Genomic DNA, 22964 nt, shown 5'->3' with positions numbered 1-22964 from the left:
ATGATGATGCCAAGACCTCTGAAGATGGCGGGTGCAGCTCTTCTAGTCACCGCGGCGGCCGGCTTTGGCGGATATATCTGGCTGGGTTCGGCGAAAAGCGCCGCATCCCGTGGCGGGGCCTCCCGCACGCCTGTCCCCATACAGGCCGCTATCCCGGTGACAGCCGCAGGCGTCGCGCAAGATGATGCGCCTATCGTTGTGGAAGGCCTTGGCACAGTCAGCCCGCTCAACACCGCGACCATTCGTACTCAGGTGCAGGGCACTCTCGAAAGCGTCGACTTTGTCGAGGGACAGGAGGTGAAACGTGGCCAGGTGCTGGCCCGCATCGATCAGCGCGTCTACGAGGCGCAGGTGGACCAGGCGGACGCGGCGCTCGTTCGCGACCAGGCAAGCCTGAAAAATGCGAAGGCAAACCTAGCGCGGACACGACCGCTTGCGGACCGTGGCTTTGCCACCCAGCAAGCGCTGGATACGCAGAATTCGCAGGTGGCGCAGGGCGAGGGTACCATTCAGCTCGACCAGGCAGCGCTCGAGGCGGCGCAAACGCAGTTGAGCTTCACCACGATCACCGCGCCATTGGATGGCGTTACCGGCATCCGCCGAATCGATCCAGGCAATATCGTCCAGCCCAGTGATCCCAACGGTCTCGTCGTGCTGACCCAGCTGCAGCCGATCGCAGTAATCTTCACCTTGCCATCCACCGAGATCCCCGATGTGCAGAAGGCGATTGCGGCGGGAGACGTCGCGGTCGACGCCTATGATGCTTCGAACCGCCGCAGGCTCGATCATGGCAGCCTGATGCTGATCGACAATCAGGTGGACAGCTCGACCGGCACGGTGCGGCTCAAGGCCTCCTTTCCCAATGCCGCCCGGACTCTCTGGCCCGGCGCGTTCGTCAACATCCATCTGACCGTCGCGGTCCGCAAGAATGCGCTGACCGTGCCACTGACGGCGGTCCAGCAGGGCCCGAACGGCGTCTTTGTGTACGTGATCGGGCCCGACCACAAGGTAACTGTGCGCCAGGTCGTAGCGGGGCAATCGCGTGCCGGCAAGGTGCTGATCGAGCAGGGGCTGTCACCGAACGAGACCGTGGTGACCGCAGGTCAATACCGGCTCAGCGCGGGAACGACGGTCGAACTCGTTCCGGACAGCCAGAGCAGCCGGGTTCAGAACGCCACCACCGCAAGTGCAGGGATGCTGCCATGAACGTTTCAGCGGGGTTTATTCGCAAGCCCGTCGCGACCGCTTTTCTCACCATTGGGATTACCCTGATCGGGTTGGTTGCCTTCTTTCAACTGCCGATCTCGGCGTTGCCGACGGTGGATACGCCCACGATCCAAGTGACCGCGCAGTTGCCGGGCGCCGATCCGCAGACCATGGGCTCCTCGGTTGCAACGCCCTTAGAGCGGCAATTCGGCCAGATTGCAGGGCTGACCGTCATGAGCTCGAGCAGCGGGCTCGGCAATACGCAGATCACCCTGCAATTTGCGCTGAACCGCAACGTCGATGCCGCCGCACAGGACGTGCAGACGGCGATCAATGCAGCCTCAGGCCAGTTGCCGAAGAACATGCCGTCACCGCCGATCTTCCGGAAGATCAACCCAGCCGATGTCCCGGTGCTTTTGATCGCATTGACGTCGGACACCCAGCCGCTCACCAAGGTCAACGACTATGCCGACAGCATTTTGGCGCAAAAACTTTCCCAGGTGCCGGGCGTGTCGCTGGTCACAATCGGCGGCGCGCAGAAGCCGTCGATCCGGGTACAGGTCAACCCGGCGAAGCTCGCGGCGGCGGGGCTCGATCTCGAACAGCTCCGTGCAACGCTGGGCGTCGCGACCGTCAACCAGCCGAAGGGCGCGCTCTACGGGGCGCAGCAATCCTTCACGCTGGCCACTAACGACCAGATCCTGACCGCCAAGGGCTATGACGACCTCATCATCGCCTATCGGCATGGCGCGCCGCTGAGGCTTCGCGACGTCGGCCAGGCGATCGTCGCCGCCGAGGACATTACGCTGCATGGCTGGTTCAACGACAAGCCGGCCGTCGTCCTTGCGATTCAGCGGCAGCCCGGCGCCAACGTGATCGCCACCGTCGACCGGATCAAGCAGCTGCTTCCGCAGCTGATCTCAGGCCTGCCGTCTGACATCAAGGTCGAGATTGCCTCCGACCGCACCCAGACTATCCGCGCGAGCGTGGCGGACGTGCAGTTCACATTGGTGCTGACGATCGCTTTGGTCGTAGACGTGATCTTCCTGTTCCTGCGCAACGTCCGAGCGACGCTGATCCCCGGCATTTCCGTGCCGATCTCCCTGATCGGCACCTTCGGGGTGATGTATCTGTTCAACTACAGCCTCGACAACCTGTCGCTGATGGGACTGTCGATCGCGGTCGGTTTCGTGGTCGACGACGCCATCGTGATGATCGAGAACATTTCGCGGCATATCGAGGAAGGCTTGCCGCCATTTGAGGCGGCGTTGAAAGGGGCCGGCGAGATCGGCTTCACCATCATGTCGATCTCGGTGTCGCTGGTGGCGGTGTTCATTCCGCTGCTCTTGATGAGGGGCGTCATCGGACGCATGTTCCAGGAATTCGCCGTCACGGTGTGCGTCGCGATCGCGGTATCCGTTATCGTCTCGGTGACGCTGACACCAATGATGTGCGCCTACCTTCTCGACTCAGGGCACGGCGCGAACCCGGGAGCGCTGTTGCGCGGCCTTGAGCGGGGCTTTGTCGCGATCCAGGCCGGCTACGAAGCCGTGCTCCGGCTCACGCTGCGGTTCAAGCCGCTAACCATGGCGGTGTTGCTCGCAAGCGTAGGAGTCACAGGTGTGCTGTTCGCGGGCATTCCGAAAGGGTTCTTCCCTCAGCAGGACACCGGCATGATCGCCGGCATCACGGAGGCGTCCGCCGATGTCTCGCCGAGCCAAATGGCGGAGCTGCAGCGTCATGTCATCGACATCATCGCAAAAGACCCTTCGGTCGCCAATGCAACCGGCTATATCGGGCCGGGCGGCCCGACCGTCACCGAGAACAACGGTCGCCTGTTCGTGCTGCTCAAGCCGCGCGCGCAGCGGCAGTACTCGTCCGACCAGGTGATCCGTCAGCTCGATGCCAAGCTGCAGACGCAAAAGGGCATTCAGGTGTTCATGCAGTCCACGCAGGACATCAACCTTGCGAGCCGGCTATCGAAGACGCAGTATCAGTTCACGCTGACGGATGTGAATCAGGACGAGCTCAACAGCTGGTCCGACAAGCTGTTCAATAAGCTCAAGACGCTGCCGGAACTGGCCGACGTCGCGACCGACCAGGCCAATGCCGCCCGCCAGCTCAAGCTGAATATCGACCGCGACGCCGCGTCTCGGTTGGGCATCGATCCCGCGGCGGTCGACAATGCGCTCTATGATGCGTTCGGTCAGCGCCACGTCGCCCAGATCTTCACGACGCTCAACACCTACTATGTCATCCTGGAAGCCGATCCTTCGTTCCAGCTTGGGCCCTATGCGTTGAACCGCATTTATGTCAGCTCCTCCAACCGGTCTATGGTGCCGCTGAGCCAGTTCACCTCGATCGAATACGGTGTTGCACCGCTCTCAGTGAACCACCAGAGCCAGTTTCCGTCGGTGACATTGAGCTTCAACCTCGCGCCCGGGACGGCGGTGGGTACGGCGGTAGCTGCCGTGCAGAAAGCCACGGCCGACTTGCACATGCCTTCGACAGTCGCGACCAGCTTCCAGGGCAATGCCCAGGCATTCCAATCCTCGTTGTCTTCTACGCCGATCCTCATCGTTGCCGCCGTGATCGCCGTCTACCTCATCCTGGGCATGCTGTATGAAAGCGCTATTCACCCGGTCACCATTCTGTCGACGCTGCCGTCCGCAGGGCTGGGCGCTCTGCTGACGCTCTGGGCGTTCGGCTTCGGTCTCGACGTGATTGGGTTGATCGGGATTATCCTGCTGATCGGCATCGTGCAGAAGAACGGCATTATGCTGATCGATTTCGCGCTCGAAGCCGAGCGCAACAGAGGGCTAACGGCCGAGCAATCGGCATACGAAGCCTGCCGCATCCGGTTTCGTCCAATCCTCATGACGACGATGTGCGCGATGCTCGGCGGCGTGCCGTTGATGATCGGCACCGGCACCGGCGCAGAGCTACGCCAGCCGCTAGGATACGCCATAGTCGGTGGCCTGATTGTATCTCAGCTGATGACGCTGTTCACCACGCCGGTTGTCTACATCTACCTCGATGGGATGAGCCGGTGGTTTGCCGGCCTGCGTGCGAAGGTTTGGCCCTCGCGAGGCGACCACGGAGCCGGCGCCGCGGAGACGGTTTCGTAAACGCTGCAGGAGATATTCGAGTGCCCTAGACATGCTCGGGTCGGCTGCGTCGCTTTGACAACTCTGCGCACGTTCTGGCTCGCCCAGGCGCTGGTGACCGCATCGGGCGACATCGACGGACAGGCGCTGCTTCGCGGGATCGATCTGAGCCCTTGGGCCGCGGCAGCGGCCATTGTGCCGATCTGCCAGCTTAGCGTTGTGGCCGTGCCGTCCGTGCGCCGACGAAATCCGCACACCGTTTTCTGGGGCGCCATTGCGGTGCTGAGCGAGGCGGCGACTGTGTTCGCGCAAAATGTGGACACATTTCTCGGGGTAGGGGACCTGCCCGCCAGCCTCCATGTCGCGGCCTTGCTGCTGCTCGCGATTATCGTCGACCATCGCCTGGCCGGCATGATCGCGGAGCAATCATGATCGCGCTCGTTGGGCTGTCCTTGAGCAGCCAAGTGCTCATGGCAGTGCCGGTGTTCCTGGCCGGATTTTGCTCTTCTGCGGCGGGTTTCGCGCTGCTCGCTTTCTCCGCGACTGTCTATTCGGCCTCAACCGTCAACCGATGAGGCCTCGCGGTGTAGTGGGGACATCGTGCGCTTACTGTCGGCATCGACGTCCGGCAACCCGGGGGCACGAATCGTTGGATTTGCGCACCCACCCAACCTAAGTCGACTGCCTCGTACTTCGGCCCTGCTTAGGTTCGAATTGGAATATGCCGAGCTACGTTACGATCTTCCGGCTTTTCGCTCGCCGCAAGGCCGGCGACAACGCCGATGCGGTCAGCCTCGACACGGTTCTGGCTCATCTTGCGCTTGCCTTCGAATCTGTTGACGGGGATGCGTACTCCAACGATCCCGCGCAACTGGGAGGCGATGTAATCGGCGGGAGCATTGCCGACAGCCCAAGGCTCCGCGCGAGACTGTTCATGAATGATGGTCAGACGCCTGACCACCTCGAGCAGACGCTCGGGCTCCTGGAAGAACTCCACCGGGCCGTATGCGTGGACGGCAATGTAATTCCAAGTCGGCACCACCTTCCCGGTTTCTTGCTTGGTGGCATACCATGAGGGCGTCACATAGGCCTCCGGACCCATGAAGATTGCCAGAGCTTCGCCGTGGCCGACCGCCAGTGTGGATTGCCCCTCGCGAGGTGCCCGTACAGCACTCCGTGCTCGCCTTCGGTCTCATCGAGGAAGAGCGGCAAAGGTGACGCGATCGGCCCCTCGGCCGTGGCCGTGACCAAATTGGCCAGAGGAGCGGAGCGAATGGTCGCTCGGATACTTTCGATATCGCCGTCCTTGAAGGCGGGGGGCACGTACATGGTGGTTCTCCGTTCTCGGACCCAAGATAGCCGCGCCCCGCTATGTTTAGAACTTCCAGTTGTGGAATACCTTGCTAATCCAGTTGCATAGGCCTGGCTGAGGCGAACGGCAGACGATTGAAACCAGTGACTCGGCGCTGTCTGACCCACGGGTGCGATACAATCCCGTCTGAAATACCGACGGTGAAGTTGTAGCTAGGGTCGCAGGCGCCTCTTTGCGTCACAACGGCGGTCCCCAGGATCCATCATAGGCCAATCGCGCCTGCGCGGGTGATGTCAGGGCGATCAAGCAACCGGTAGCAATCATCCAGAGCGAAGGCGTCTTCATAATAGGTCTCCTTGTTGTGAGGGATACTCATTTGCGTCTGGTCACCCGCGGTTCGGCCGCCGTCGAGAGAGATCGCGAGGCTCCTAATCTACGCTTCCGCGGTCCGCGGTGTCGCGCGCGCAATGCTAATTTTTGCGCTTCGGAAGGGACTGTCTTCATCGTTCCGCACCCGCTGGCGTCAGCGGCCCCGCCGGCGCCGCTCGCATCAGGCTGATGACCAACAGTCCGAGGATCGCAGCCCAGAAGGCGACCTGCAAGCCGTCGATGATGGACAGGACATTGGCTTCACGCCGCACGAGTTACCTCAGCATCGTCGTGGCGCGCGCCAGCGTCGTCTCCGCGGCGACGCTATGCTGGGCAACCCGGCCGATCAGGCTACCGAGAGCTTGCGCCACTTCCGCGTTCTGGCTGACCGCATTGGCGCTGTCGACGACGTAGGTGAGGGCTGCATCCTAGTCGGAATAGAAGAGCTGATCCGATCGAGTGGAGCGGGCAGACGACGAGATTTGCGCCACCGCACACAGAACGGCGAGCAGGCCCGTCGCGAGCGCCCAAAACGCTTTGTGTCTTGCCGAAGGGTACCGTTGCGGGTTCGTGGACATGCCGATGGCCATTCTTCGTAGTGCGCATCAGGTCGAGCCTATTGAAGGCCCGCCCTGCAAGTTGAGAGGCCGGCTGTATCATTGCCGTAGCAGCCGGCATGTCGTGAAGCGGCCAGTCGGTTTCCAGCTTTCCCCGTGTCGTCGCGCGAAGCCGAAGCAAGGACTTCGACCGTCGCCGTGGCGCCGGCGACGAGCTTGTTGCGCTGGTCGGCGCGGTCGAGCGCGATCCGGACCGGAACGCGCTGGGCCAGCCGGACCCAGTTGAAGGTCGGATTGACGTTGGCAAGAAGGGTAGAGCCATTGCTGCGATCGCGATCCTCGATACCGGCGGCAACGCTCTCCACCTTACCTTGCAACAGGCGACTGCTTCCCATCAGTCGTACCTTGACAGGGTCGCCAGCGTGGATGCGCTGCAGCTTGGTTTCCTCGAAGTACCCCTCCACGCGCAGCGTATCCGTATCGAGCAGTGCCATCACGCCTTTACCGGGGGTGAGGTAGGCGCCGGGCTGCAGCTCGTTGTTGGTGACAATGCCGCTGACGGAGGCGCGCACCTCGCTGCGCTCGAGATTGAGCTTTGCCAGCGCAACGTCCGCTACGGACTGGTCATAGGCAGCCTGTGCTGAGCCCTGGGTGGCGATGACCTGATCCATTCGCTGGGTCGACACGACGACGCCGGGCGTCAGCGCGCTGTAGCGCTTCAGGTCGGCATTGGCGTTGTCGAGCACGGCGCGTTTGCCTTCCTGCACCGCCTCGGCCTGCCTTAGCGCGATCTCATAGCGCGCGCGATCAATCCGGAAAAGCACATCGCCGCGTTGTACTTGCTCGTTGTCACGGACCAGCACCTCGCTTACGAAGCCAGAGACATCGGGAGCAACGGGCACGACGTCGGCCCGCACGTGACCATCGCGAGTCCAGGGCGCGTCAAAGTAGTAATCCCAAAGCTTGTAGCCGGCCCATAGCGCGAGCATCACCATGAGGCCGGTCAGGGCGAAGCGGCGTAGCGAACTCAGAACGGCTTTCATGACATCAGCTCCTTGAGGTCGGGCGGGGGCGCAACACCAACGCGGGCTTCTTGATCCCGGCGGTGCCTTGCGGCTTCAAAACCGTGCATGCCGGTCTGCCATTGCAGGCCGACAATCGTCCCCTTCACGGGCTGCAGCAGCAGGAGTGCCGCTAGCCCGGTAACGGGCACCCAGATCAGCAGCTGAAGCCAGGCGGGAGGTGAATAGGCCATCTCGACCGCTAGAAGCGCCGGCACGACAAGATGACCAACGATAGCGATCACGAGATAGGCCGGGAGGTCGTCTGCGCGTTGCGGCGTGTAATCCTCGCCGCAAGCCGCGCAGCGCTCGACAACTTTCAGAAAGCGGCCGAACAGATGGCCCTGACCGCAGTTCGGACACTTCATCGTGAACCCGCGCCACAAGGCTTTCGAGAATGAAACAGGGGCGTTCATGAGAAAAACTCCGTGGAAGCGAAGACGAGCCCGGCAACCAGGCAGATGAAGAGTGCGAAGTCGAACAGCGCGGGATGCCAGATGCGGCGATACAGGTCGGCATGCTTCATCAGCTTGCTGATGATGCGCGCAAGAAAATAGGCGGCCACGCTCCAGAGCAGCAGGCTCGGAACGATGACGCCGAACAGGTCAAGCTCGTATTTCATGCGGCAACTGTCCTGTGTTCGATGTCGTGCGGCTGATAAGCCGGCGACCGCGGGAAAAGGCCGGAGCGAACCCCGGTCAGACCCAGCAGCACCTCGTCGCGGGCTTCGCCCGGCTGCTCCCGCAACGTGATTGCGATCGCGCTATCGAGCTGTTCGACCAGTCCGTTGGGAAGTGAGCCGGCCGTCGAGCTCCTGCAAATCGAGGCAATGCGAGCGAAGAATGCTTCGATCGTCGCCCTTGAGCGGCGTGACAAGCCGAGGCTCGCCCGCCTGACGTCGAGAACATTGAGCGCCGTTCGAAGCTGGCGAAGATTGGCAGCGTCGCTTCTGGCATCGGCAGGGACCACAGCCACGCGGGCGGCGAGCAGCGCAAGGCGATGCTGCATTAGACTTGCTAGCGCAAAGGGGCTTTGGTTCGACTCGCGCCCCGCGACCGCGGCGAGAGTTCTCCAATTGCTTCGGAGCAACCTTCCTGCGATCCAGTCGGCTCCAACCAGGCGAACGATGCCGGAAATGACGCCCGTCAGGGAGACGCCAACCATCAAAGCGACGCTGGAGTTGGCATAGGACAAGAAGTCGGCCGAATAGGTGTCGGTCAACGCCAATTGCACGGAAATATAGATGGCAAGTATCGAGCCGACGCGGGCCGTCGCGGGTCGCGCAGCCATCCAGCCGAACAAAAGGAAAGTCGGCATCAGCGCGACGATGAGCATTTCGAGGGTCGTAATCCGCGGCAATACGCCGAACAGGTAGATTCCATGGATGGCGATAACGACGAGGAACAGTCCGTAGAAGTTGCGGAACGTCGGAAGGGGATCGTCGACGCCCGCGAGAAGGCTGCCGACGACGGCAGCAAAAAGCGGAGCGACAATGCCGTCGGTCCAGCCGGTCGCAATGGCGAAACAGCAGCAGCCCAGCACCGCAAGGGCCACCGACCCGGCCGACAGGAGCGCAGACCAGTAGTCCCGATGCGGGACGGCTATCGCCAATGGGCTGGGAGGGAAGGCAAGAGGCAGCGAATCGGGATCGCGATCGTCAACGATTGCCTCACGCAGGAGCCGGCAGTCGCGTGCGACATCGATCAGATTGCGCAGGCGGATGGCGAGGCCATTGATGGCAATGTCGGTCCAGTTGGCGTCGACGTTCAGCGCCGGCCGTACTTCATCCAGGGCTGCACGCAGCGCATCGGCCTGCCTTTCATCGCTGCCGCCGCCTGCGAGCCATTCCGCGATCCTCGCGCTAATTGCCGCAACGCGTGCCGACGCCTGTTGGTGCGAGATGAGCGCGAGCTGGCGGTCCTCTATCGATCCCAACAGCGGCAGCAGCGACAGCATGTGGCGCCTCAGGCGCTGCAAGCCCCGCGACACGTTTGCCGAAGCGTCCTTCTCGTAGGCAAGATGACGGCCAAGCTGGTCGATTTCGGAGGCTGCGGCAGCAAGGCGCAAGCGTTCAGTGTCACGTTCCTTGTCGCTGCCCCGACCGGTGAGGACGCCGACAGCGAGCCCGCGTGCTCCGGTGAGCCAGGCGTCGGCTTGTGCGATGACTGCAGACGTCACACTCCGCGGCAGTACCAGCATCGCAACGACGCTCGCGCAGAGGATTCCGAGCGTGATTTCCTGCACCCGGGAGACCACAATGTTGAACGTCGCCTGCGGAGCTGTGACGATCGGAAACCCGAGCAGCGCCACGGTGTAGCCGGCGAGCATGAATATGTAGCTGCGCGGCGTGCCGTCGAGCAGCGAGAGGTATAGGCAAATGCCGACCCAGAGCGCGACGGCAAGACTGAACAGCTCCGGCGCATTGATCAGGTTCGGGACTAAAGCGAGCGTCGCTGCCGCGCCGATCAACGTTCCCAGGATGCGATAGACCGCCTTTGAGGTCGTCGCCCCCGTGAGCAGGTTGGACGTGATATAGACCGACGCCATCGCCCAGTAGGGGCGCGGCATATCCAGCAGGAGCGCGATCGAGAACGCCAGCATCGCCGCTGCGTAAGTGCGAAACGCAAAGATGATGGCGGCGTGACGTTCCCGGAAGGATGAGGTGTGGTTCATGGCGATGTCCTGGCGCCAGGCACAATTGTCTTTAGCAGTGAACGACGCCCGAACGGTCGCGGCACGGCGCAACATCGGCGCCCGAAGCCGCCGCCAACTTGCCGCATCCTTGCCAGCGGGATCGCTCAATCTTGCAGGCGGGTTCCATCGACGCTTTGACGGCGACGATAGCGTCCGGTCGCAGGACGCTCACGAATATCGCGAGGCCCAGCAGCTTGCCTGCGAACACGGCGACGCAAAAAATGTCCTTCATGTCAGCACCCTTCAGTCGACCTTGATCGTCCCAGTCATATGAAAGGCTCCCGGCACCGGCTTTGCCGGGATTGCCGAAGCATTGTCATTTGTTGCTGCCGAAGCCCGAGCCGGCGCCACCTCTGCCAGCGCATTTGGCAGCCCGCGGGCGGGATCTGGTGGCGGCACGAGGCCCGGCTCAGCATGAGCCTGTGCGAACGACGGCGCTGAATGCGCGGTGTCAAACACCACCCGCTCAGGCCATTTGTGATTAGACCGGATCTGAAGGTTGACCCTTTCATTCGGGGGGATTTCAGCGCGTGAATGAGCAACCGGCGCGGGGAGCAACAGATCCGCGACAAAAAGTACTGCGAGAAGGACACTTCCGACCCAAAGAAAATACTGACGTATCGGCATGACAAACAGACCGCGTTAGCGGAATCCCTCTCATATTGAGTCGACGGCAGTTCTCATTCACCATTGATAATGAAGCGGCTGGTCATGGGATTGGCTTCGCATGCCGTTCGTTTGTCATTTGTTGCTGACGACGAAGACTGAGGTATTCAGCGCGGCTTAACGAGGATTCAGTCGCCCGCTGATTGCGGGATCATCCACATCGAGACCGTTCGCCAGCTACCGTCGCTCGACAGGTGTTGATACGCGACGAAGTCAGCGTCATCGTTGTGCAGAAGTTCGTAGCGGAAAGGTTCGATCCGGGTGTTCATTGAACTCTCCTCGGTAAGCGACGTGCATCGCACGTCTTCTTTCAAGGAAATGGACTGAACGGCTTGCCTTAACAGAGCTCGGAATCGGAAAGGCTCTTCCCGAACGGCGGAAGGCCGAGCCGGTTCATGTTCCTGGATTGCTCACAAGTGCTTGGCGGCCTTCCGATTTCCGGGGTGATATGGCAAAATGCAAAGCGTGCTTTCGAAATAGGGAAGGGGCCACGATGGATCGGCTGGAGGCGATGTCGACCTTTCTGACCGTGGTCGAGCAGGGCAGTTTGTCCGCGGCGGCGCGCCGGTTGAAAACACCGCTCACAACGGTGAGCCGCAACGTATCTGAGCTCGAGTCTCACCTTCGGACGAAGCTCTTCAACCGATCGAACCGACAGCTGGTGTTAACCGAGACAGGCGCTTCCTACCTTGCGGCCTGCAAGCGTATCCTCACGGACGTGAGTGAAGCGGAGCGTACAGCGTCCGGTGAGTATACCGCGCCGACTGGCGAGTTGTCTGTGACCACCCCGCTGGGTCTTGGGCGTATCATCCTCATGCCGATCATCGTGGACTTTCTCAAGACTTATCCGGATATCAAGGTCCGGATGATCCCTACTGATCAAAAACTGAGTCTGGCTCAGGAGCAAATCGATATCGCGGTGCGGATCGGCGAGCTCCCGGATTCGAGCTTGATAGCGTTACGGCTCGGCAGCACACGCCGAGTGGTCTGCGCCAGTCCCACCTATCTGGCGGCCCGCGGAACGCCGCGCACGCCAGACGATCTGGTCGAGCATGATTGCATCAGTTATGCCGGCTTCTCGCCACCCGATTCCTGGACATTCGTCAGGGACAAGGCGACCATAGCGGTGCCAGTGCGTACGCGGCTCATCGTCGGCAGCGCCGAAGCGGCTTGCGCCGCCGCGCGCGCTGGCGCGGGAATTTCCATTGTCTTTGCCTATCAACTCCATGATGCGCCGGGGGAAGGAGCCTTGACAACCGTCCTCAATGCATTTCAGCCGCCGGCAATGCCGGTCAACCTCGTCTACGCGGCCAACCGTTTTCTGCCGATCAAAGTTCGCGCTTTTCTGGACTTTGCCGCGCCGCGGCTGAAGCGAGCCTTCGCGGAGTAGGCCGCTACGGGGGGCTCGGTCCGAGCTTCCGGAATTTGGAAGGATGGCTTCCGGTTTTCCCGCCTGTTGACCCAAGGCTTTCGCCCCACCTCCCGCTCAATGATCTGCCGGAAACGGCGTTACGAGTTGGAGGCGAATATGGGTGAAGTTATCCGATTCATGTCGAAGGACGAGCGCGAAAGGCTCCGCCTGATATTTGAAGCCCGCGCGATGTACGACAGCGTCTTCCCGCCGACGGATTCCGTCAACAGGCAGCTCGATGACACACCAATCGTCCATTCGGTCAATGGAACCTGGATCCATCAGGGCGGCGAGGTTTTTTGGTGATCAACATCGTGGCGGCCTTCGCTGGCCTATGCCGCTTTCGGAACTGATAGGAGAAATCGCAATGTCACTCCGCAGCATGCTTTGCGCCGCCGCATTCGGTATCGCCGCTCTGGCGCCTGCATATGCAGACGATCTGCGCCCAATGGAGGGCAAGAGCATCGATCTCGGCGAGATATCCGGGATCGCTTACTACACGGTCGAGCGCGATGGTTTCCGTGTGGTAGCCACTCTAGCGCAGGGCGAGGCAGGAAAGCCGATCCGTCTCGTATCAGTTCTTGCGCCTGGTCAACGCGTGATCCTCTCTACACCGCAGCAACCATACGCGATCGAGATCAGCCGGAAGGGCGATCGCGTACTAGTTCGCAGCGCGATCACGGCCTCGAACTGAACTTCGACTTGAGGGGGTACGGTCGGTAAGCGAAACGTAACAAGGAGACCGCGCATGTCCACCATCCATCTTCACCGGACGACCACGGTGACGCCAGAGCAGTACATCGCCGGCCTGACTGATTTCGGGCCTGGTCGCACGACGCTGTTCGGCAACAGCGCCGATGCGTGTCTCAAGGTGCATCACCGGAGCAGCTCGCATGCCGACGTCACGGAAGGCTCGGGCGGCATCTGGGAACGGCTGCACTACGACTGGTCCGATCGCAACCGCGTCGTCCTTACGACGATCGACTCCAATGTGTGGGGTGGCACATCGGGCCACACCTACACCTTCACACGTCATTCCAACGGGAAGACCGACATTGACGTAGTCGTCATACGCGAAGGCAAGAACCTGATGGGGCGGCTCCTCGGCTTTGTCCTCCGGACTATCGGCAAGCGCGTTCTGGAAAAGGCGTTCGAAAATTCCGTCAAGGCCATCGAGGTCCGGAACGAGAAGTTCAAACGGCTGCGCACAGGCATTTCCGAGCTCGCTGCTTGAGCAACTCTGCGGGAGCGGCGTCATGGAGGTACTACAAGAGCAACGGGCGGCTGCAGTCTGGACTGAGTCGTGGCCGTACTTCGACTTTTGGGGAAAGCACGGCCCCGTCAATCTAGCTTCAAGTTCGATGAACCGGGGCTGGTCGGGCCTGTCGGCTCAGCTGTGCAGCGTCGGCAGGGCGGTGTTTCCATGGAGAACCCCGCAATCCGAGATCAGAATGTGCGTCGATGTCCGCGGCAATAAATCATTCATTGCTCGGCGGGCCCCGGGCATCGAAAGCCGGATCGCCGTAAGGCGGGGCACGGTGTGGCTCTCGCCTCCCGGCTTGCAGGAAGGTTCGCTTGATATCGCCGAAGATATGAGCGGCGTGTTGCATATCTATCTTCCCCTCAGCCACTTCTCTCCGGGCAATCTCGCTATCAATATAGATGCGTCGGCAATCGGCGGGCTAAGCTACGAAAGTGCTCTCGAAGATCCGTTGCTGGCCGAAATCGGACGCGCGGTCGCATCGGAGCTGGTGGCTGAAACGGCCGCCGGAAGCTTGCTCATTGAAGGCCTCGCATCGAGTCTGGCGGCGAGGTTGGTGCAAAGGTACATCAGGAAATCGACTGGCCAGTCCATCTTCCCCGCCGCGAGGGGAGCGCTCGATCGACGCCGGCTCCAGCGAGTGCTGGATTACATTGAAACCAATCTGGAAGGCGATCTCACCCTCGATCGCATAGCCTCGATTGCCTGCCTGAGCAGGTACCATTTTGCGCGGGCGTTTAGGCAGGCCATGGGATTATCCCCGCATCGTCACGTTAGTGTCCGGCGCCTGGAGCGCGCGAAGGCGTTGCTGACCGGGGGCGACAGGCCGCTGGCGGACATCGCGCTGGCGCTCAGCTTTTCCGACCAGGCCAGTTTCACCCGCGCATTCAAGCAAGCAACAGGTCAGGCGCCGGGTCAATATCGCCAGAACCTGGGCGCGCAGTAGCGGCGGGCGGGCGCATGCGCGCATTTGCACTGCAGCGCCTTTCGCCAGCAACAAAAGACAAAACGACAGCACATGATGCAAAGCCGTTGGCCAACGGCTTCCGTACCTTCGATGCCATGAGCAAAGAGGCCAGCGCCGGAGCCGCGGCCGGACAACGCAGGAGATCAACATGGCCACCGCTACCGCACTGAGGCCTTCGAAGCAGCTTCCGCCGCCAAATAGCGACTTTTTTCAATTCGCTGACCTGCTGGGCGACGAGGAGCGGGCGATCGTCAAGAAAGTGCGCACCTACATGGAGACGAAGGTCCAGCCCATCATCAACAAGCACTGGGCCGCGGACACGTTCCCGTTTGAGCTGCTGCCGTCGTACAAGGAGCTCAACATCGCCGGCATCGGCATCAATGGCTACGGCTGCCCGGGCGGAAGCCCGCTGCTGGTTGCACTGGTCGCGCTGGAGATCGCGCGAACCGACGTTTCGTTCTGTACCTTCCACGGTGTTCACACCGGTCTCGCGATGGAATCCATCTACCTTGCGGGCGCCGAGGAGCAGAAGCAGAAATGGTTGCCGCCGATGGCGCGCATGGAAAAAGTCGGCTGCTTCGCGCTGACCGAGCCGCTGGTGGGCTCTGGCGCCGGTGCTGGACTCCTCACCACGGCAAAACGCGACGGCGACACCTGGATCCTCAACGGCCAGAAGCGCTGGATCGGCAACGCGCCGTGGTGCGACATCTCGATCGTCTGGGCGCGCGACGTCGCCGACAACCAAGTCAAGGGTTTCATCGTCGAGAACAAGACGACGCCGGGTTTCAGCGTCGAGAAAATCGAGAACAAGATCGCACTGAAAGTTGTGCAGAACGGCCAGATCACGATGACCGACTGCCGCGTGCCTGACTCCAACCGTCTGCAGGGAGGCAAGGGAACGTTTCGCGATCCTGCGCTGGTGCTGCGCGGTACCCGGCATGGCGTTGGCTGGGAAATCACGGGCGCCCAGATGGGCGCTTACGAACATGCCCTCAAGTACGCCCAGGAGCGCCTGCAGTTCGGTAAGCCGATTGCATCGTTTCAGCTGATTCAGGAGCTGCTGGCGAAAATGCTGGGCAACATCGTAGCCTGCCAATCCATGCTGGCGCGCGCGGTGCAGCTGGAAGCGGCGGGCAAGCTGACGGATGCGCAGGCAGCGATCGTCAAGGCGTTCTGCACCAGCAAGGCGCGGGAAACGGTCGCCTGGGCCCGCGAGGTGCTGGGCGGCAACGGGATCGTGGTCGACTACAACGTGGCGCGCTTCTTTGCCGACACTGAAGCGATCTACTCCTACGAAGGCACTTACCAGATGCAAAACCTGATCGTCGGCAAGGCGATCACCGGGTTCAGCGCTTTCGTGTGATGTCGCAGACCGGGCCGGCGCTCTGGCGCCGGCCTGTCCCTCAGGCAGGAGCAATCGATATGTCGACAACAACAATTACACCGCCTCCGGCGGTTGCCGCCATCGCTACAAGAGCGCTGACGCTCACGAATGTCCTCTACACGAAGCAGGGCGCGATCGCCTACGTAACGGTCAACCGGCCCAAGGTGCTCAACGCCCTGAACGTACCGACGTGGCAGGAGCTGCAGGCCGCTTTCGCGGACGCGCAGAATGATCCTGCTGTGCGCGGCGTCATCCTGACGGGCGCGGGCGACAAGGCCTTCATCGCCGGCGCCGACATCGGTGGCCTGGCGCAAGCGAGTGCGATCGACGCTGAACGGTCGAGCCGCTTCGGCCAGCAGGTCCTCGATCTGATCGAAAATCTCGGCAAGCCGGTGATCGCAGCGATCAATGGATTTGCGCTCGGCGGCGGCTGCGAGACCGCGATGGCATGTACGATCCGCATCGCGGTGGAGCATGCAAGGATCGGCCAGCCCGAGGTGAAGCTCGGATTGCTTCCCGGAGGTGGCGGCACGCAGCGGCTGCCGCGCCTGGTTGGGAAGGGTCGTGCCCTCCAGCTCATCTTGTCGGGCGGACTGATCGGCGCTCAGGAGGCCTGCCGCATCGGGCTCGTCAACGAGGTCGTCCCAGCTGCAGACCTGATCGCACGCGCAGAGGCAATCCTGAACGAGATCGTCGCCAACGCGCCGATCGCCGTCACGTACGCCCTCGATGCCGTGAACAAGGGAATGGAGACAAGCCAGAACGAAGGCTTGGCCCTTGAAGCATCCTACTTCGGGCTCTGCGCCGGTACCGAAGACAAGAGGGAAGGGACCTCAGCCTTCCTCGAAAAGCGCGCACCGCATTTTGCGGGACGTTGATCACAATCATTTTCAGGAGAAACGCAAATGGCAAACGAAAACATTTTCTCGGGCTTGAAGGTCGTGGACTTCTCGAGCTTCGTGGCCGCACCGGGCGCGGCTGTGATCCTCTCCGACTTCGGCGCCGACGTCGTCAAGGTCGAGCCGCCGCACGGCGATCCCTGGCGCAATGGGCACAAGGTAGCGTTTCAGCCGAATTCCCACGATCCCTATCAGTGGCATCTCTCCAACCGCAACAAGCGGAGCATCGCACTCGACCTCAAGTCACAGAGCGCGCAGCAGGTTATCTTCGAGCTCGCCAACTGGGCGGATGTGTTCATCGTCAACACGCCGCACCACGCGCGCAAGAAGCTGAAGCTCGAATATGACGACGTCGCGGGATGGAATCCACGCCTGATCTACGCCGACCTGACGGGCTTCGGCGAGCACGGGCCGGATGCCGAGCTGCCCGGCTTCGACATCACTTCGTACTGGGCGCGCAGCGGTCTGTTGTCGATGACGCGCGATGCCGGCGCGCCGCCCACCTGGCCGGTGGGAGGCAGCGGCGACAACGCCACGGCCGTCGGTCTTTATGCGGCGATCGTGACCGCCCTGTACCGGCGCGAGCGCACCGGCAAGGGCTCGTATGTCACGACATCTCTGCTGGCCCAGGGCGTGTGGTCCGCGAGTGTTTCCATTCAGGCAGCTCTCGCCGGCGCCAAGTTTCCGCCGATGCACGACCGCACGCATCCTGCCAATGCGGCGGCGAACGTCTATCGTTCCGCCGACGGCACCTGGTTCGTTCTGATCGTGACGCCCGACAAGTTCGCTGCTGTGGCGAACGCCATCGGCCGCCCGGACCTGCTGATCGACCCGCATTTCTCCGATCCCAAGCAGCTCGTCGCCAACATGTCGAAGCTCACCGAAGTCTTCGACGAGGTCTTCGGCGCCGAGCCCATGGCACATTGGCATTTGGTGTTTGCCGACGTCAACGTCACCTTCGGTGAAGTGCGCGCACCGCAAGAGGTCGTCAACGATCCGCAACTGACGGCAAACGATATCGTCGTTCCGCTCAACGGCGCCGGCGGCAAGCTGACCTCCACGATCTCCAGTCCGATCCAGATCCACGGCGTGGACAAGGCTCCAGCGCAGCGTGCACCGGACCTCGGTGAGCATACCGAGCAGATTCTCGCCGAACTCGGGTTCAACCCCAGGAGCATCGACAGCCTGCGCGAAAGCGGCGCTATTGCGAAACCGGCGCCATCCCGCAAGCAGGAAAGCGCGACTTGATGGCTTCGCCGGCATGAAAGGCAACAGATCATGAGCGACATCATTACCGAGCGTTCCGACGGCATTCTGCGGGTCGAGTTCAATCGCCCCGAGCGGAAGAATGCGATGACGAACGGCATGTATCTGCAGCTGGCGCAGATCCTCAACGAGGCGGCCGAAGACGACGACGTCCGTGTCGTGCGCTGGCACGGCGCCGGTGACACCTTCTGCGCCGGCAACGACGTCAAGGAGTTTCTCAAGACTCCGGCGCCCGGCGAGAGCCCGCAGTCCCGCTTGATGGATGCGTTCATCAAGTTCGAAAAGCCGATCGTCGTAGCCGTGCAGGGCGCGGCTGTCGGAGGCGGCACCACGATGCTGACTCACTGCGATTTCGTCTTCGCAGGCGAGAGTGCGAAGTTCAAGCTGCCGTTCATCGACCTCGCGCTCGTGCCCGAGTTCGGATCGAGCTTCACGATTCCGGCCCGCATCGGGTACCTGCGGGCGGCAGAATTGTTCCTGTTGGGCGAGACTTTCGGCGCCGCGCGTGCTGCGGAGCTGGGCCTTGTGACCCGCGTGGTCCCCGACGCTCGGTTGTTCGTCACAGCGACGGAAACGGCTAGAAAGCTCGCGGCAAAGCCGGCCGGTGCATTGCGCGCCGCCAAGCGGCTGCTCAAGCGAGGCTTCGTCGACCAGGTCAAGGCGGCCATCCAAGTGGAAAGCCGAGAATTTGGCGAGCGGCTGCACTCCGCCGAGGCCCGAGAAGCATTCGCGGCGTTCCTCGAGAAGCGTCCGCCCAACTTCACCCGCTCGACAGCTCCGGCAGCGGCCAAGTAGGCCCACGCGACGCCATGCATCATCGAGACAGCCCTGACACGAAAGGACAGAACATGACCGTACTGCAGGCCACACGAGCAAAGGCGCCATCGGGCGCGACCCATTCCGACCGATTGTTTCTCCTCGACCTGAGCGGAGGGCGTGTCCTTTCCATGGATCCAGACGGGACGAACCGCAAGGTCGTTGCCACCGACTGCCCCTATCCTGACGGCATCGCCGTCGACGCCGCTGCCGGTCACGTCTACTGGACCAACATGGGTGTTCCCAGCCGTAACGACGGCTCGATCGAGCGCGCCGACTTCGATGGCAGCAACCGGATGTTCATCATCCTCCCGGGCGGCACGTTCACGCCGAAACAGCTCCATCTCGATAAGGCGAACCGCAAGCTCTACTGGTCCGACCGGGAGGGGATGCGTGTCATGCGCGCCAACCTCGACGGATCGCAGATCGAGACCTTGATCCAGACCGGAGACGGCGAGGACGACCGGCGCGACCAGACGCGCTGGTGCGTTGGCATTGCCGTCGATCCCGAACGGCAACAAATCTACTGGACGCAGAAGGGCGGCGACAACGCCGAAGTCGGGCGCATCCTGCGCGCCGGAATCGACATGCCGCAAGGTGAAACGCCAGCTAACCGCAGCGATGTCGAGGTCCTGTTCGACGGCCTGCCCGAGCCGATCGATCTCGAGATCGATCCTGACCGGCGTCTTCTCTACTGGACCGACCGCGGCAATCCTCCACGCGGTAACACCGTGAATCGCGCGCCGATCGACGCAAAGCCCGGGCATAACGCGCCGCAGATCGTGGTGTCGAACCTGATGGAAGGCATTGGCCTCGCCTTGGATGTCCCGGGTAACAGGCTGTTCGCAACAGACCTCGCCGGCTCCCTTTACGTCGCCAACCTCGACGGTACCAACAAGCGCACGGTTCTCGCGGCTCAAGGCAATCTCACCGGCGTCGCCTACGTCGCTCTCTAGAAAACGCATCGGAGCACTGACATGACCATCACTACCAAACCCATTCGCTGCATCGCTATCATCGGAACCGGCGTGATCGGCGCGAGCTGGGCCGCGCAGTACCTCGCCAAGGGACTTGAAGTCGTCGCAACGGACATCGCGCCCGATGCGGAGACCGCGCTGCGGAAGTTCGTGAAGTCGGCCTGGCCGGCGCTCGAACGGCTCGGCCTGTCGCCCGGCGCGTCGCTGTCGAACCTGAAGTTCACCGCCGGCCTTGCCGAAGCTGTTGTCGGCGTCGACCTCGTCCAGGAGAACGGACCCGAGCGGCTGGACTTCAAGCAGAGGCTGTACAAACAGCTAGACGAGCTGCTGCCGCCTGACGTGATAATCGCGTCGAGCTCGTCCGGGATCAAGATGAGTGACATTCAGTCGGGCGCAGCGTTGCATCCGGAGCGTTGCGTCATTGGTCACCCCTTCAATCCGCCGCACTTGATTCCGCTGGTTGAGGTGGTTGGCGGGAGCAAGACCTCGGAACAGACGGTGCAGCGCGCGATCGCTTTCTATAAGTCGATCGGCAAGAAAGCCGTGCGGCTCAACAAGGAAATGCCGGGCCATGTCGCCAACCGCCTGCAGGGCGCGCTGGCTCGGGAAGTCTATTACCTCATTGCCGAGGATGTGCTGAGCGCTGCTGACGTCGACGACGCTCTGTCCTGGGGGCCGGGTCTGCGCTGGGGCATCATGGGCAACATGATGCTCAATCACCTCGGCGGCGGCCCCGGCGGCATCGAGCATTTCCTGCACCAGTTTGCCGGCCCGATGAGCGCGTCGTGGAAGACACTCGGTTCGCCCGTGCTCACGCCCGAGGTGCAGAAGAAGCTGATCGACGGCGTTCATGCCGAGGTCGGATCGCGCAGCATCGCGGAGCTCGAGGCCGAAAGAGACGAGATTTTGCTCGGTCTGCTGGAACTGCGCACCAAGCGTGCGGGGACGAGCGCCGATTCGAGCGATGGGCCCGTCAGCCTCAAGGCATCGCCCGACCTGTTTGGTGCGTCGCCGTGTTGACCGCGTCAGGCGCAACCAGGAAATGTTCTCCCTGAGGAATCCACCATGAACAGCATCGCGATGTCAGTATCGCGCCTTCGGTTGACCTCACGGTCCGGCTGGGCCGAGCGACCGCGCCACTTCATCAGTTTGGCGAAGCCGCGCGTGATGGCGCTCTCGCTGTTCACTGCCTTCGTCGGCTTGATGATCGCGCCGATACGCCTTGAACCACTTGCAGGGGTCATCACGATTCTGGCCATTGCAGCCGGCGCTGGAGCCGCCGGCGCATTGAACATGTGGTACGACGCCGACATCGACGCGGTCATGGCGCGCACCGCGACGCGACCAATTCCACGCGGCAAGGTCTCGAAGGCCGAGGCGCTTGTCTTCGGGACCGCCCTTGGCGTCATTGCAGTCGCGACCCTCACTTTGGTGACGAATCTCGTGGCGGGCGCGCTGCTCGCCGGCACCATCCTCTTCTATGTCGTTGTGTACACGGCGTGGCTGAAGCGAGCGACACCACAGAATATCGTCATCGGGGGTGCGGCCGGCGCGCTTCCACCGGTGATTGGATGGGGCGCGGCGACCGGGCAGATCGGACTCGAGCCGCTGGTTCTTTTCCTCATCATCTTTCTCTGGACGCCGCCGCATTTCTGGGCGCTGGCGCTGAATCGCACCGATGATTATGCGCGTGCCGCCGTTCCCATGCTGCCGGTCGCTGCAGGACGAGCGGCAACGACGCGGCGGATCCTTGTCTACAGCGGTCTCCTTGTTCTCGCTTCCGAGTTGCCTTGGGTGCTCGCGTTTGCAGGCGCGATCTATGGCGGCATCGTCGCCATCTGTGGCGTGCTTTTCCTCTTGCTTGCACTCCAGCTGAACCGGAGCGCCGCGGGCGATCGTCGCGCGGCTCACAGGCTGTTCGTCTACTCCATCGCATATCTGACCGTGCTGTTTGCAACCTTTCTGGTCGATCACAACGGCGGTGCTTTCGCGTCGACGCGGTTGTCGCATGATGACTGGATTAGCGTGTCGCCATCAGCCGCTCGTCAGCTGCGCGCCGCCTGCAGTGCATGCGGCATCAAGGTTCGGGAGATCTGATATGCGATACGTTTCGCTTACCCTGGTCCTGCTGGCGGCCGCGACACTCGGTGGCTGCGACGGCGTGCTCGATCCCAAGGGTCCCATTGCGCTGGCCGAGCGGCAGATCCTGTTCAACGCGACCGGCATCATGCTGGCGATCGTGATCCCGGTAGCCATTGCGACGCTTGGCGTTGCCTTCCGGTTCCGGGCATCGAATGAGCGGGCGCGCTATCGGCCGGATTTCGTCTATTCCGGCCGCATCGAGATGCTGGTCTGGTCGATCCCGCTGATGACCGTGCTGCTTGTCGGCACCGTGGCCTGGATCGGCGCGTACGATCTCGATCCGCCGAAGCCAATTGCCTCCTCGACAAAGCCGCTGAAGATCCAGGTCGTCTCGCTCGACTGGAAATGGCTGTTCATCTACCCGGAGCAGGGCGTGGCGAGCGTCAATCATTTGACGATCCCGGTCGGCACGCCGGTCAGCTTCGAGCTGACGTCCTCCGGCGTTATGAACAGTTTCTTCGTGCCGCAGCTCGCCGGCCAGATCTACACCATGGCCGGAATGGTGACCCGGCTGAACCTCGTGGCCGACCATCCCGGCACATATCGCGGCATGTCAGCGAATTATAGCGGGGCGGGTTTTGCCGACATGGTTTTCAAGGTCGATGCGGTTGCGTCCCAAGACTTTGCCCAATGGGCGACTGCAACGCGCAGCGCCGGGCCGGTGCTCGACACACAGACTTATAGCGACCTGGTCAGGCCGAGCAGGGCGGTTGCGCCCTTCACCTACCGGTCAGTCGCGGGCGGCCTGTTTGCCGGCATCATGGATGCCGCAATGCAACCGACTGCCGGTCTCTGCGTGCCTTATCCCAAATCCATGAGGGCAGAACGATGAACCTGCTGGGCAAAACTCGATTGGAGCGCCATTCCGT

General features: G+C 62.1%; 24 protein-coding genes and 1 pseudogene. 18 read left to right on the top strand and 7 right to left on the bottom strand.

Annotated features, from left to right (window positions below; all coding sequences use genetic code 11):
• Genes ACVWZM_RS01750 through ACVWZM_RS01735 form a run of 4 tightly spaced genes read left to right on the top strand, consistent with a single transcriptional unit; the run spans position 1 to position 4888 of the window.
• Positions 1-1206 carry an efflux RND transporter periplasmic adaptor subunit gene (locus tag ACVWZM_RS01750; RefSeq protein WP_456856592.1) on the top strand — a complete coding sequence of 402 codons (1206 nt, stop codon included), beginning with the start codon at positions 1-3 and terminating at the stop codon, positions 1204-1206.
• Positions 1203-4334, top strand: a complete 3132-nt coding sequence (locus ACVWZM_RS01745; protein WP_456851602.1) for an efflux RND transporter permease subunit — start codon at positions 1203-1205, stop codon at positions 4332-4334. The genes ACVWZM_RS01750 and ACVWZM_RS01745 overlap by 4 nt, the downstream gene beginning before the upstream one ends.
• 54 nt (positions 4335-4388) lie before the next feature.
• Complete coding sequence (locus ACVWZM_RS01740; protein ID WP_141340172.1) at positions 4389-4745, top strand: hypothetical protein; 357 nt, start codon at positions 4389-4391, stop codon at positions 4743-4745.
• Positions 4742-4888: a hypothetical protein gene (locus tag ACVWZM_RS01735; RefSeq protein WP_159109525.1), complete on the top strand. Its 147-nt coding sequence runs from the start codon at positions 4742-4744 to the stop codon at positions 4886-4888. Before ACVWZM_RS01740 ends, ACVWZM_RS01735 begins: the two co-directional genes overlap by 4 nt.
• A gap of 128 nt (positions 4889-5016) precedes the next feature.
• Here ACVWZM_RS01735 and ACVWZM_RS01730 read toward each other — a convergent pair.
• Positions 5017-5642: pseudogene (locus ACVWZM_RS01730) on the bottom strand (FMN-binding negative transcriptional regulator).
• Positions 5643-6183: 541 nt separating this feature from the next.
• Between ACVWZM_RS01730 and ACVWZM_RS01725 the strand changes: the two are divergent.
• Positions 6184-6408, top strand: a complete 225-nt coding sequence (locus ACVWZM_RS01725) for a hypothetical protein (protein WP_141340171.1) — start codon at positions 6184-6186, stop codon at positions 6406-6408.
• A 202-nt stretch (positions 6409-6610) separates the two neighbouring features.
• Here the strand turns inward: ACVWZM_RS01725 and ACVWZM_RS01720 are convergent, their stop codons facing one another.
• The 6 genes from ACVWZM_RS01720 to ACVWZM_RS01695 all read right to left on the bottom strand — a co-directional run bounded on the left by ACVWZM_RS01720 (position 6611) and on the right by ACVWZM_RS01695 (position 11241).
• Complete coding sequence (locus tag ACVWZM_RS01720; protein ID WP_141340170.1) at positions 6611-7594, bottom strand: efflux RND transporter periplasmic adaptor subunit; 984 nt, start codon at positions 7592-7594, stop codon at positions 6611-6613.
• Complete coding sequence (locus ACVWZM_RS01715; protein WP_141340169.1) at positions 7591-8028, bottom strand: DUF983 domain-containing protein; 438 nt, start codon at positions 8026-8028, stop codon at positions 7591-7593. Before ACVWZM_RS01715 ends, ACVWZM_RS01720 begins: the two co-directional genes overlap by 4 nt.
• A complete protein-coding gene (locus ACVWZM_RS01710; RefSeq protein WP_141340168.1) occupies positions 8025-8234 on the bottom strand; it encodes a DUF1656 domain-containing protein in 210 nt (69 codons plus the stop codon). Before ACVWZM_RS01710 ends, ACVWZM_RS01715 begins: the two co-directional genes overlap by 4 nt.
• A complete protein-coding gene (locus ACVWZM_RS01705) occupies positions 8231-10285 on the bottom strand; it encodes an FUSC family protein (RefSeq protein WP_456851599.1) in 2055 nt (684 codons plus the stop codon). The genes ACVWZM_RS01710 and ACVWZM_RS01705 overlap by 4 nt, the downstream gene beginning before the upstream one ends.
• Positions 10286-10316: 31 nt before the next feature.
• Positions 10317-10538 (bottom strand): hypothetical protein, encoded by a 222-nt coding sequence (locus ACVWZM_RS01700; protein ID WP_141340166.1) that lies wholly within the window; start codon positions 10536-10538, stop codon positions 10317-10319.
• A gap of 562 nt (positions 10539-11100) precedes the next feature.
• Positions 11101-11241, bottom strand: a complete 141-nt coding sequence (locus tag ACVWZM_RS01695) for a hypothetical protein (protein ID WP_168857412.1) — start codon at positions 11239-11241, stop codon at positions 11101-11103.
• A 224-nt stretch (positions 11242-11465) separates the two neighbouring features.
• Here ACVWZM_RS01695 and ACVWZM_RS01690 point away from each other — a divergent pair, with 224 nt between their 5' ends.
• The 13 genes from ACVWZM_RS01690 to cyoA all read left to right on the top strand — a co-directional run bounded on the left by ACVWZM_RS01690 (position 11466) and on the right by cyoA (position 22927).
• Positions 11466-12362: a LysR family transcriptional regulator gene (locus ACVWZM_RS01690; protein ID WP_168857411.1), complete on the top strand. Its 897-nt coding sequence runs from the start codon at positions 11466-11468 to the stop codon at positions 12360-12362.
• Positions 12363-12500: 138 nt separating this feature from the next.
• Positions 12501-12689, top strand: coding sequence for a hypothetical protein (locus ACVWZM_RS01685; protein ID WP_456851597.1), 189 nt, complete (start codon positions 12501-12503; stop codon positions 12687-12689).
• A gap of 61 nt (positions 12690-12750) precedes the next feature.
• Positions 12751-13077: a hypothetical protein gene (locus tag ACVWZM_RS01680; RefSeq protein ID WP_456851595.1), complete on the top strand. Its 327-nt coding sequence runs from the start codon at positions 12751-12753 to the stop codon at positions 13075-13077.
• Positions 13078-13131: 54 nt separating this feature from the next.
• Positions 13132-13617 carry a hypothetical protein gene (locus ACVWZM_RS01675; protein ID WP_456851593.1) on the top strand — a complete coding sequence of 162 codons (486 nt, stop codon included), beginning with the start codon at positions 13132-13134 and terminating at the stop codon, positions 13615-13617.
• A gap of 217 nt (positions 13618-13834) precedes the next feature.
• Positions 13835-14590, top strand: coding sequence for a helix-turn-helix domain-containing protein (locus ACVWZM_RS01670; protein ID WP_456851591.1), 756 nt, complete (start codon positions 13835-13837; stop codon positions 14588-14590).
• Positions 14591-14759: 169 nt separating this feature from the next.
• The gene (locus ACVWZM_RS01665; protein ID WP_456851589.1) at positions 14760-15974 is read left to right on the top strand and encodes an acyl-CoA dehydrogenase family protein; all 1215 of its coding nucleotides are present in this window, start codon (positions 14760-14762) and stop codon (positions 15972-15974) included.
• Positions 15974-16873 carry an enoyl-CoA hydratase-related protein gene (locus tag ACVWZM_RS01660; protein WP_456851587.1) on the top strand — a complete coding sequence of 300 codons (900 nt, stop codon included), beginning with the start codon at positions 15974-15976 and terminating at the stop codon, positions 16871-16873. Before ACVWZM_RS01665 ends, ACVWZM_RS01660 begins: the two co-directional genes overlap by 1 nt.
• 27 nt (positions 16874-16900) lie before the next feature.
• Positions 16901-18142 (top strand): CaiB/BaiF CoA transferase family protein, encoded by a 1242-nt coding sequence (locus ACVWZM_RS01655; RefSeq protein WP_456851585.1) that lies wholly within the window; start codon positions 16901-16903, stop codon positions 18140-18142.
• 30 nt (positions 18143-18172) lie between these two features.
• Positions 18173-18955: an enoyl-CoA hydratase gene (locus ACVWZM_RS01650; protein WP_456851583.1), complete on the top strand. Its 783-nt coding sequence runs from the start codon at positions 18173-18175 to the stop codon at positions 18953-18955.
• 53 nt (positions 18956-19008) lie between these two features.
• Positions 19009-19932, top strand: a complete 924-nt coding sequence (locus tag ACVWZM_RS01645; RefSeq protein WP_456851581.1) for a 3-hydroxyacyl-CoA dehydrogenase — start codon at positions 19009-19011, stop codon at positions 19930-19932.
• 21 nt (positions 19933-19953) lie between these two features.
• Positions 19954-20973, top strand: a complete 1020-nt coding sequence (locus ACVWZM_RS01640; RefSeq protein WP_456851579.1) for a 3-hydroxyacyl-CoA dehydrogenase NAD-binding domain-containing protein — start codon at positions 19954-19956, stop codon at positions 20971-20973.
• A gap of 45 nt (positions 20974-21018) precedes the next feature.
• On the top strand, positions 21019-22050 hold the full coding sequence (locus ACVWZM_RS01635) for a heme o synthase (RefSeq protein ID WP_456851577.1): 1032 nt from the start codon (positions 21019-21021) through the stop codon (positions 22048-22050).
• Between the two features lies 1 nt (position 22051).
• Positions 22052-22927, top strand: a complete 876-nt coding sequence (gene cyoA / locus ACVWZM_RS01630; protein WP_229189007.1) for a ubiquinol oxidase subunit II — start codon at positions 22052-22054, stop codon at positions 22925-22927.
• The last annotated feature ends 37 nt before the right edge of the window (positions 22928-22964 follow it).

It is taken from the genome of Bradyrhizobium sp. USDA 4501, assembly GCF_054062115.1.
Note: the sequence above shows the minus strand (reverse complement) of the source record. Positions and strands in the feature narration are given on the sequence as shown.

Coding starts and splice junctions, on each gene's coding strand:
- ACVWZM_RS01750 (WP_456856592.1), top strand. CDS start 1: ATGATGATGCCAAGACCTCTGAAGATGGCGGGTGCAGCTCTTCTAGTC.
- ACVWZM_RS01745 (WP_456851602.1), top strand. CDS start 1,203: ATGAACGTTTCAGCGGGGTTTATTCGCAAGCCCGTCGCGACCGCTTTT.
- ACVWZM_RS01735 (WP_159109525.1), top strand. CDS start 4,742: ATGATCGCGCTCGTTGGGCTGTCCTTGAGCAGCCAAGTGCTCATGGCA.
- ACVWZM_RS01725 (WP_141340171.1), top strand. CDS start 6,184: ATGACCAACAGTCCGAGGATCGCAGCCCAGAAGGCGACCTGCAAGCCG.
- ACVWZM_RS01720 (WP_141340170.1), bottom strand. CDS start 7,594: ATGAAAGCCGTTCTGAGTTCGCTACGCCGCTTCGCCCTGACCGGCCTC.
- ACVWZM_RS01715 (WP_141340169.1), bottom strand. CDS start 8,028: ATGAACGCCCCTGTTTCATTCTCGAAAGCCTTGTGGCGCGGGTTCACG.
- ACVWZM_RS01710 (WP_141340168.1), bottom strand. CDS start 8,234: ATGAAATACGAGCTTGACCTGTTCGGCGTCATCGTTCCGAGCCTGCTG.
- ACVWZM_RS01705 (WP_456851599.1), bottom strand. CDS start 10,285: ATGAACCACACCTCATCCTTCCGGGAACGTCACGCCGCCATCATCTTT.
- ACVWZM_RS01700 (WP_141340166.1), bottom strand. CDS start 10,538: ATGAAGGACATTTTTTGCGTCGCCGTGTTCGCAGGCAAGCTGCTGGGC.
- ACVWZM_RS01695 (WP_168857412.1), bottom strand. CDS start 11,241: ATGAACACCCGGATCGAACCTTTCCGCTACGAACTTCTGCACAACGAT.
- ACVWZM_RS01690 (WP_168857411.1), top strand. CDS start 11,466: ATGGATCGGCTGGAGGCGATGTCGACCTTTCTGACCGTGGTCGAGCAG.
- ACVWZM_RS01685 (WP_456851597.1), top strand. CDS start 12,501: ATGGGTGAAGTTATCCGATTCATGTCGAAGGACGAGCGCGAAAGGCTC.
- ACVWZM_RS01680 (WP_456851595.1), top strand. CDS start 12,751: ATGTCACTCCGCAGCATGCTTTGCGCCGCCGCATTCGGTATCGCCGCT.
- ACVWZM_RS01675 (WP_456851593.1), top strand. CDS start 13,132: ATGTCCACCATCCATCTTCACCGGACGACCACGGTGACGCCAGAGCAG.
- ACVWZM_RS01670 (WP_456851591.1), top strand. CDS start 13,835: ATGTGCGTCGATGTCCGCGGCAATAAATCATTCATTGCTCGGCGGGCC.
- ACVWZM_RS01665 (WP_456851589.1), top strand. CDS start 14,760: ATGGCCACCGCTACCGCACTGAGGCCTTCGAAGCAGCTTCCGCCGCCA.
- ACVWZM_RS01660 (WP_456851587.1), top strand. CDS start 15,974: ATGTCGCAGACCGGGCCGGCGCTCTGGCGCCGGCCTGTCCCTCAGGCA.
- ACVWZM_RS01655 (WP_456851585.1), top strand. CDS start 16,901: ATGGCAAACGAAAACATTTTCTCGGGCTTGAAGGTCGTGGACTTCTCG.
- ACVWZM_RS01650 (WP_456851583.1), top strand. CDS start 18,173: ATGAGCGACATCATTACCGAGCGTTCCGACGGCATTCTGCGGGTCGAG.
- ACVWZM_RS01645 (WP_456851581.1), top strand. CDS start 19,009: ATGACCGTACTGCAGGCCACACGAGCAAAGGCGCCATCGGGCGCGACC.
- ACVWZM_RS01640 (WP_456851579.1), top strand. CDS start 19,954: ATGACCATCACTACCAAACCCATTCGCTGCATCGCTATCATCGGAACC.
- ACVWZM_RS01635 (WP_456851577.1), top strand. CDS start 21,019: ATGAACAGCATCGCGATGTCAGTATCGCGCCTTCGGTTGACCTCACGG.
- cyoA (WP_229189007.1), top strand. CDS start 22,052: ATGCGATACGTTTCGCTTACCCTGGTCCTGCTGGCGGCCGCGACACTC.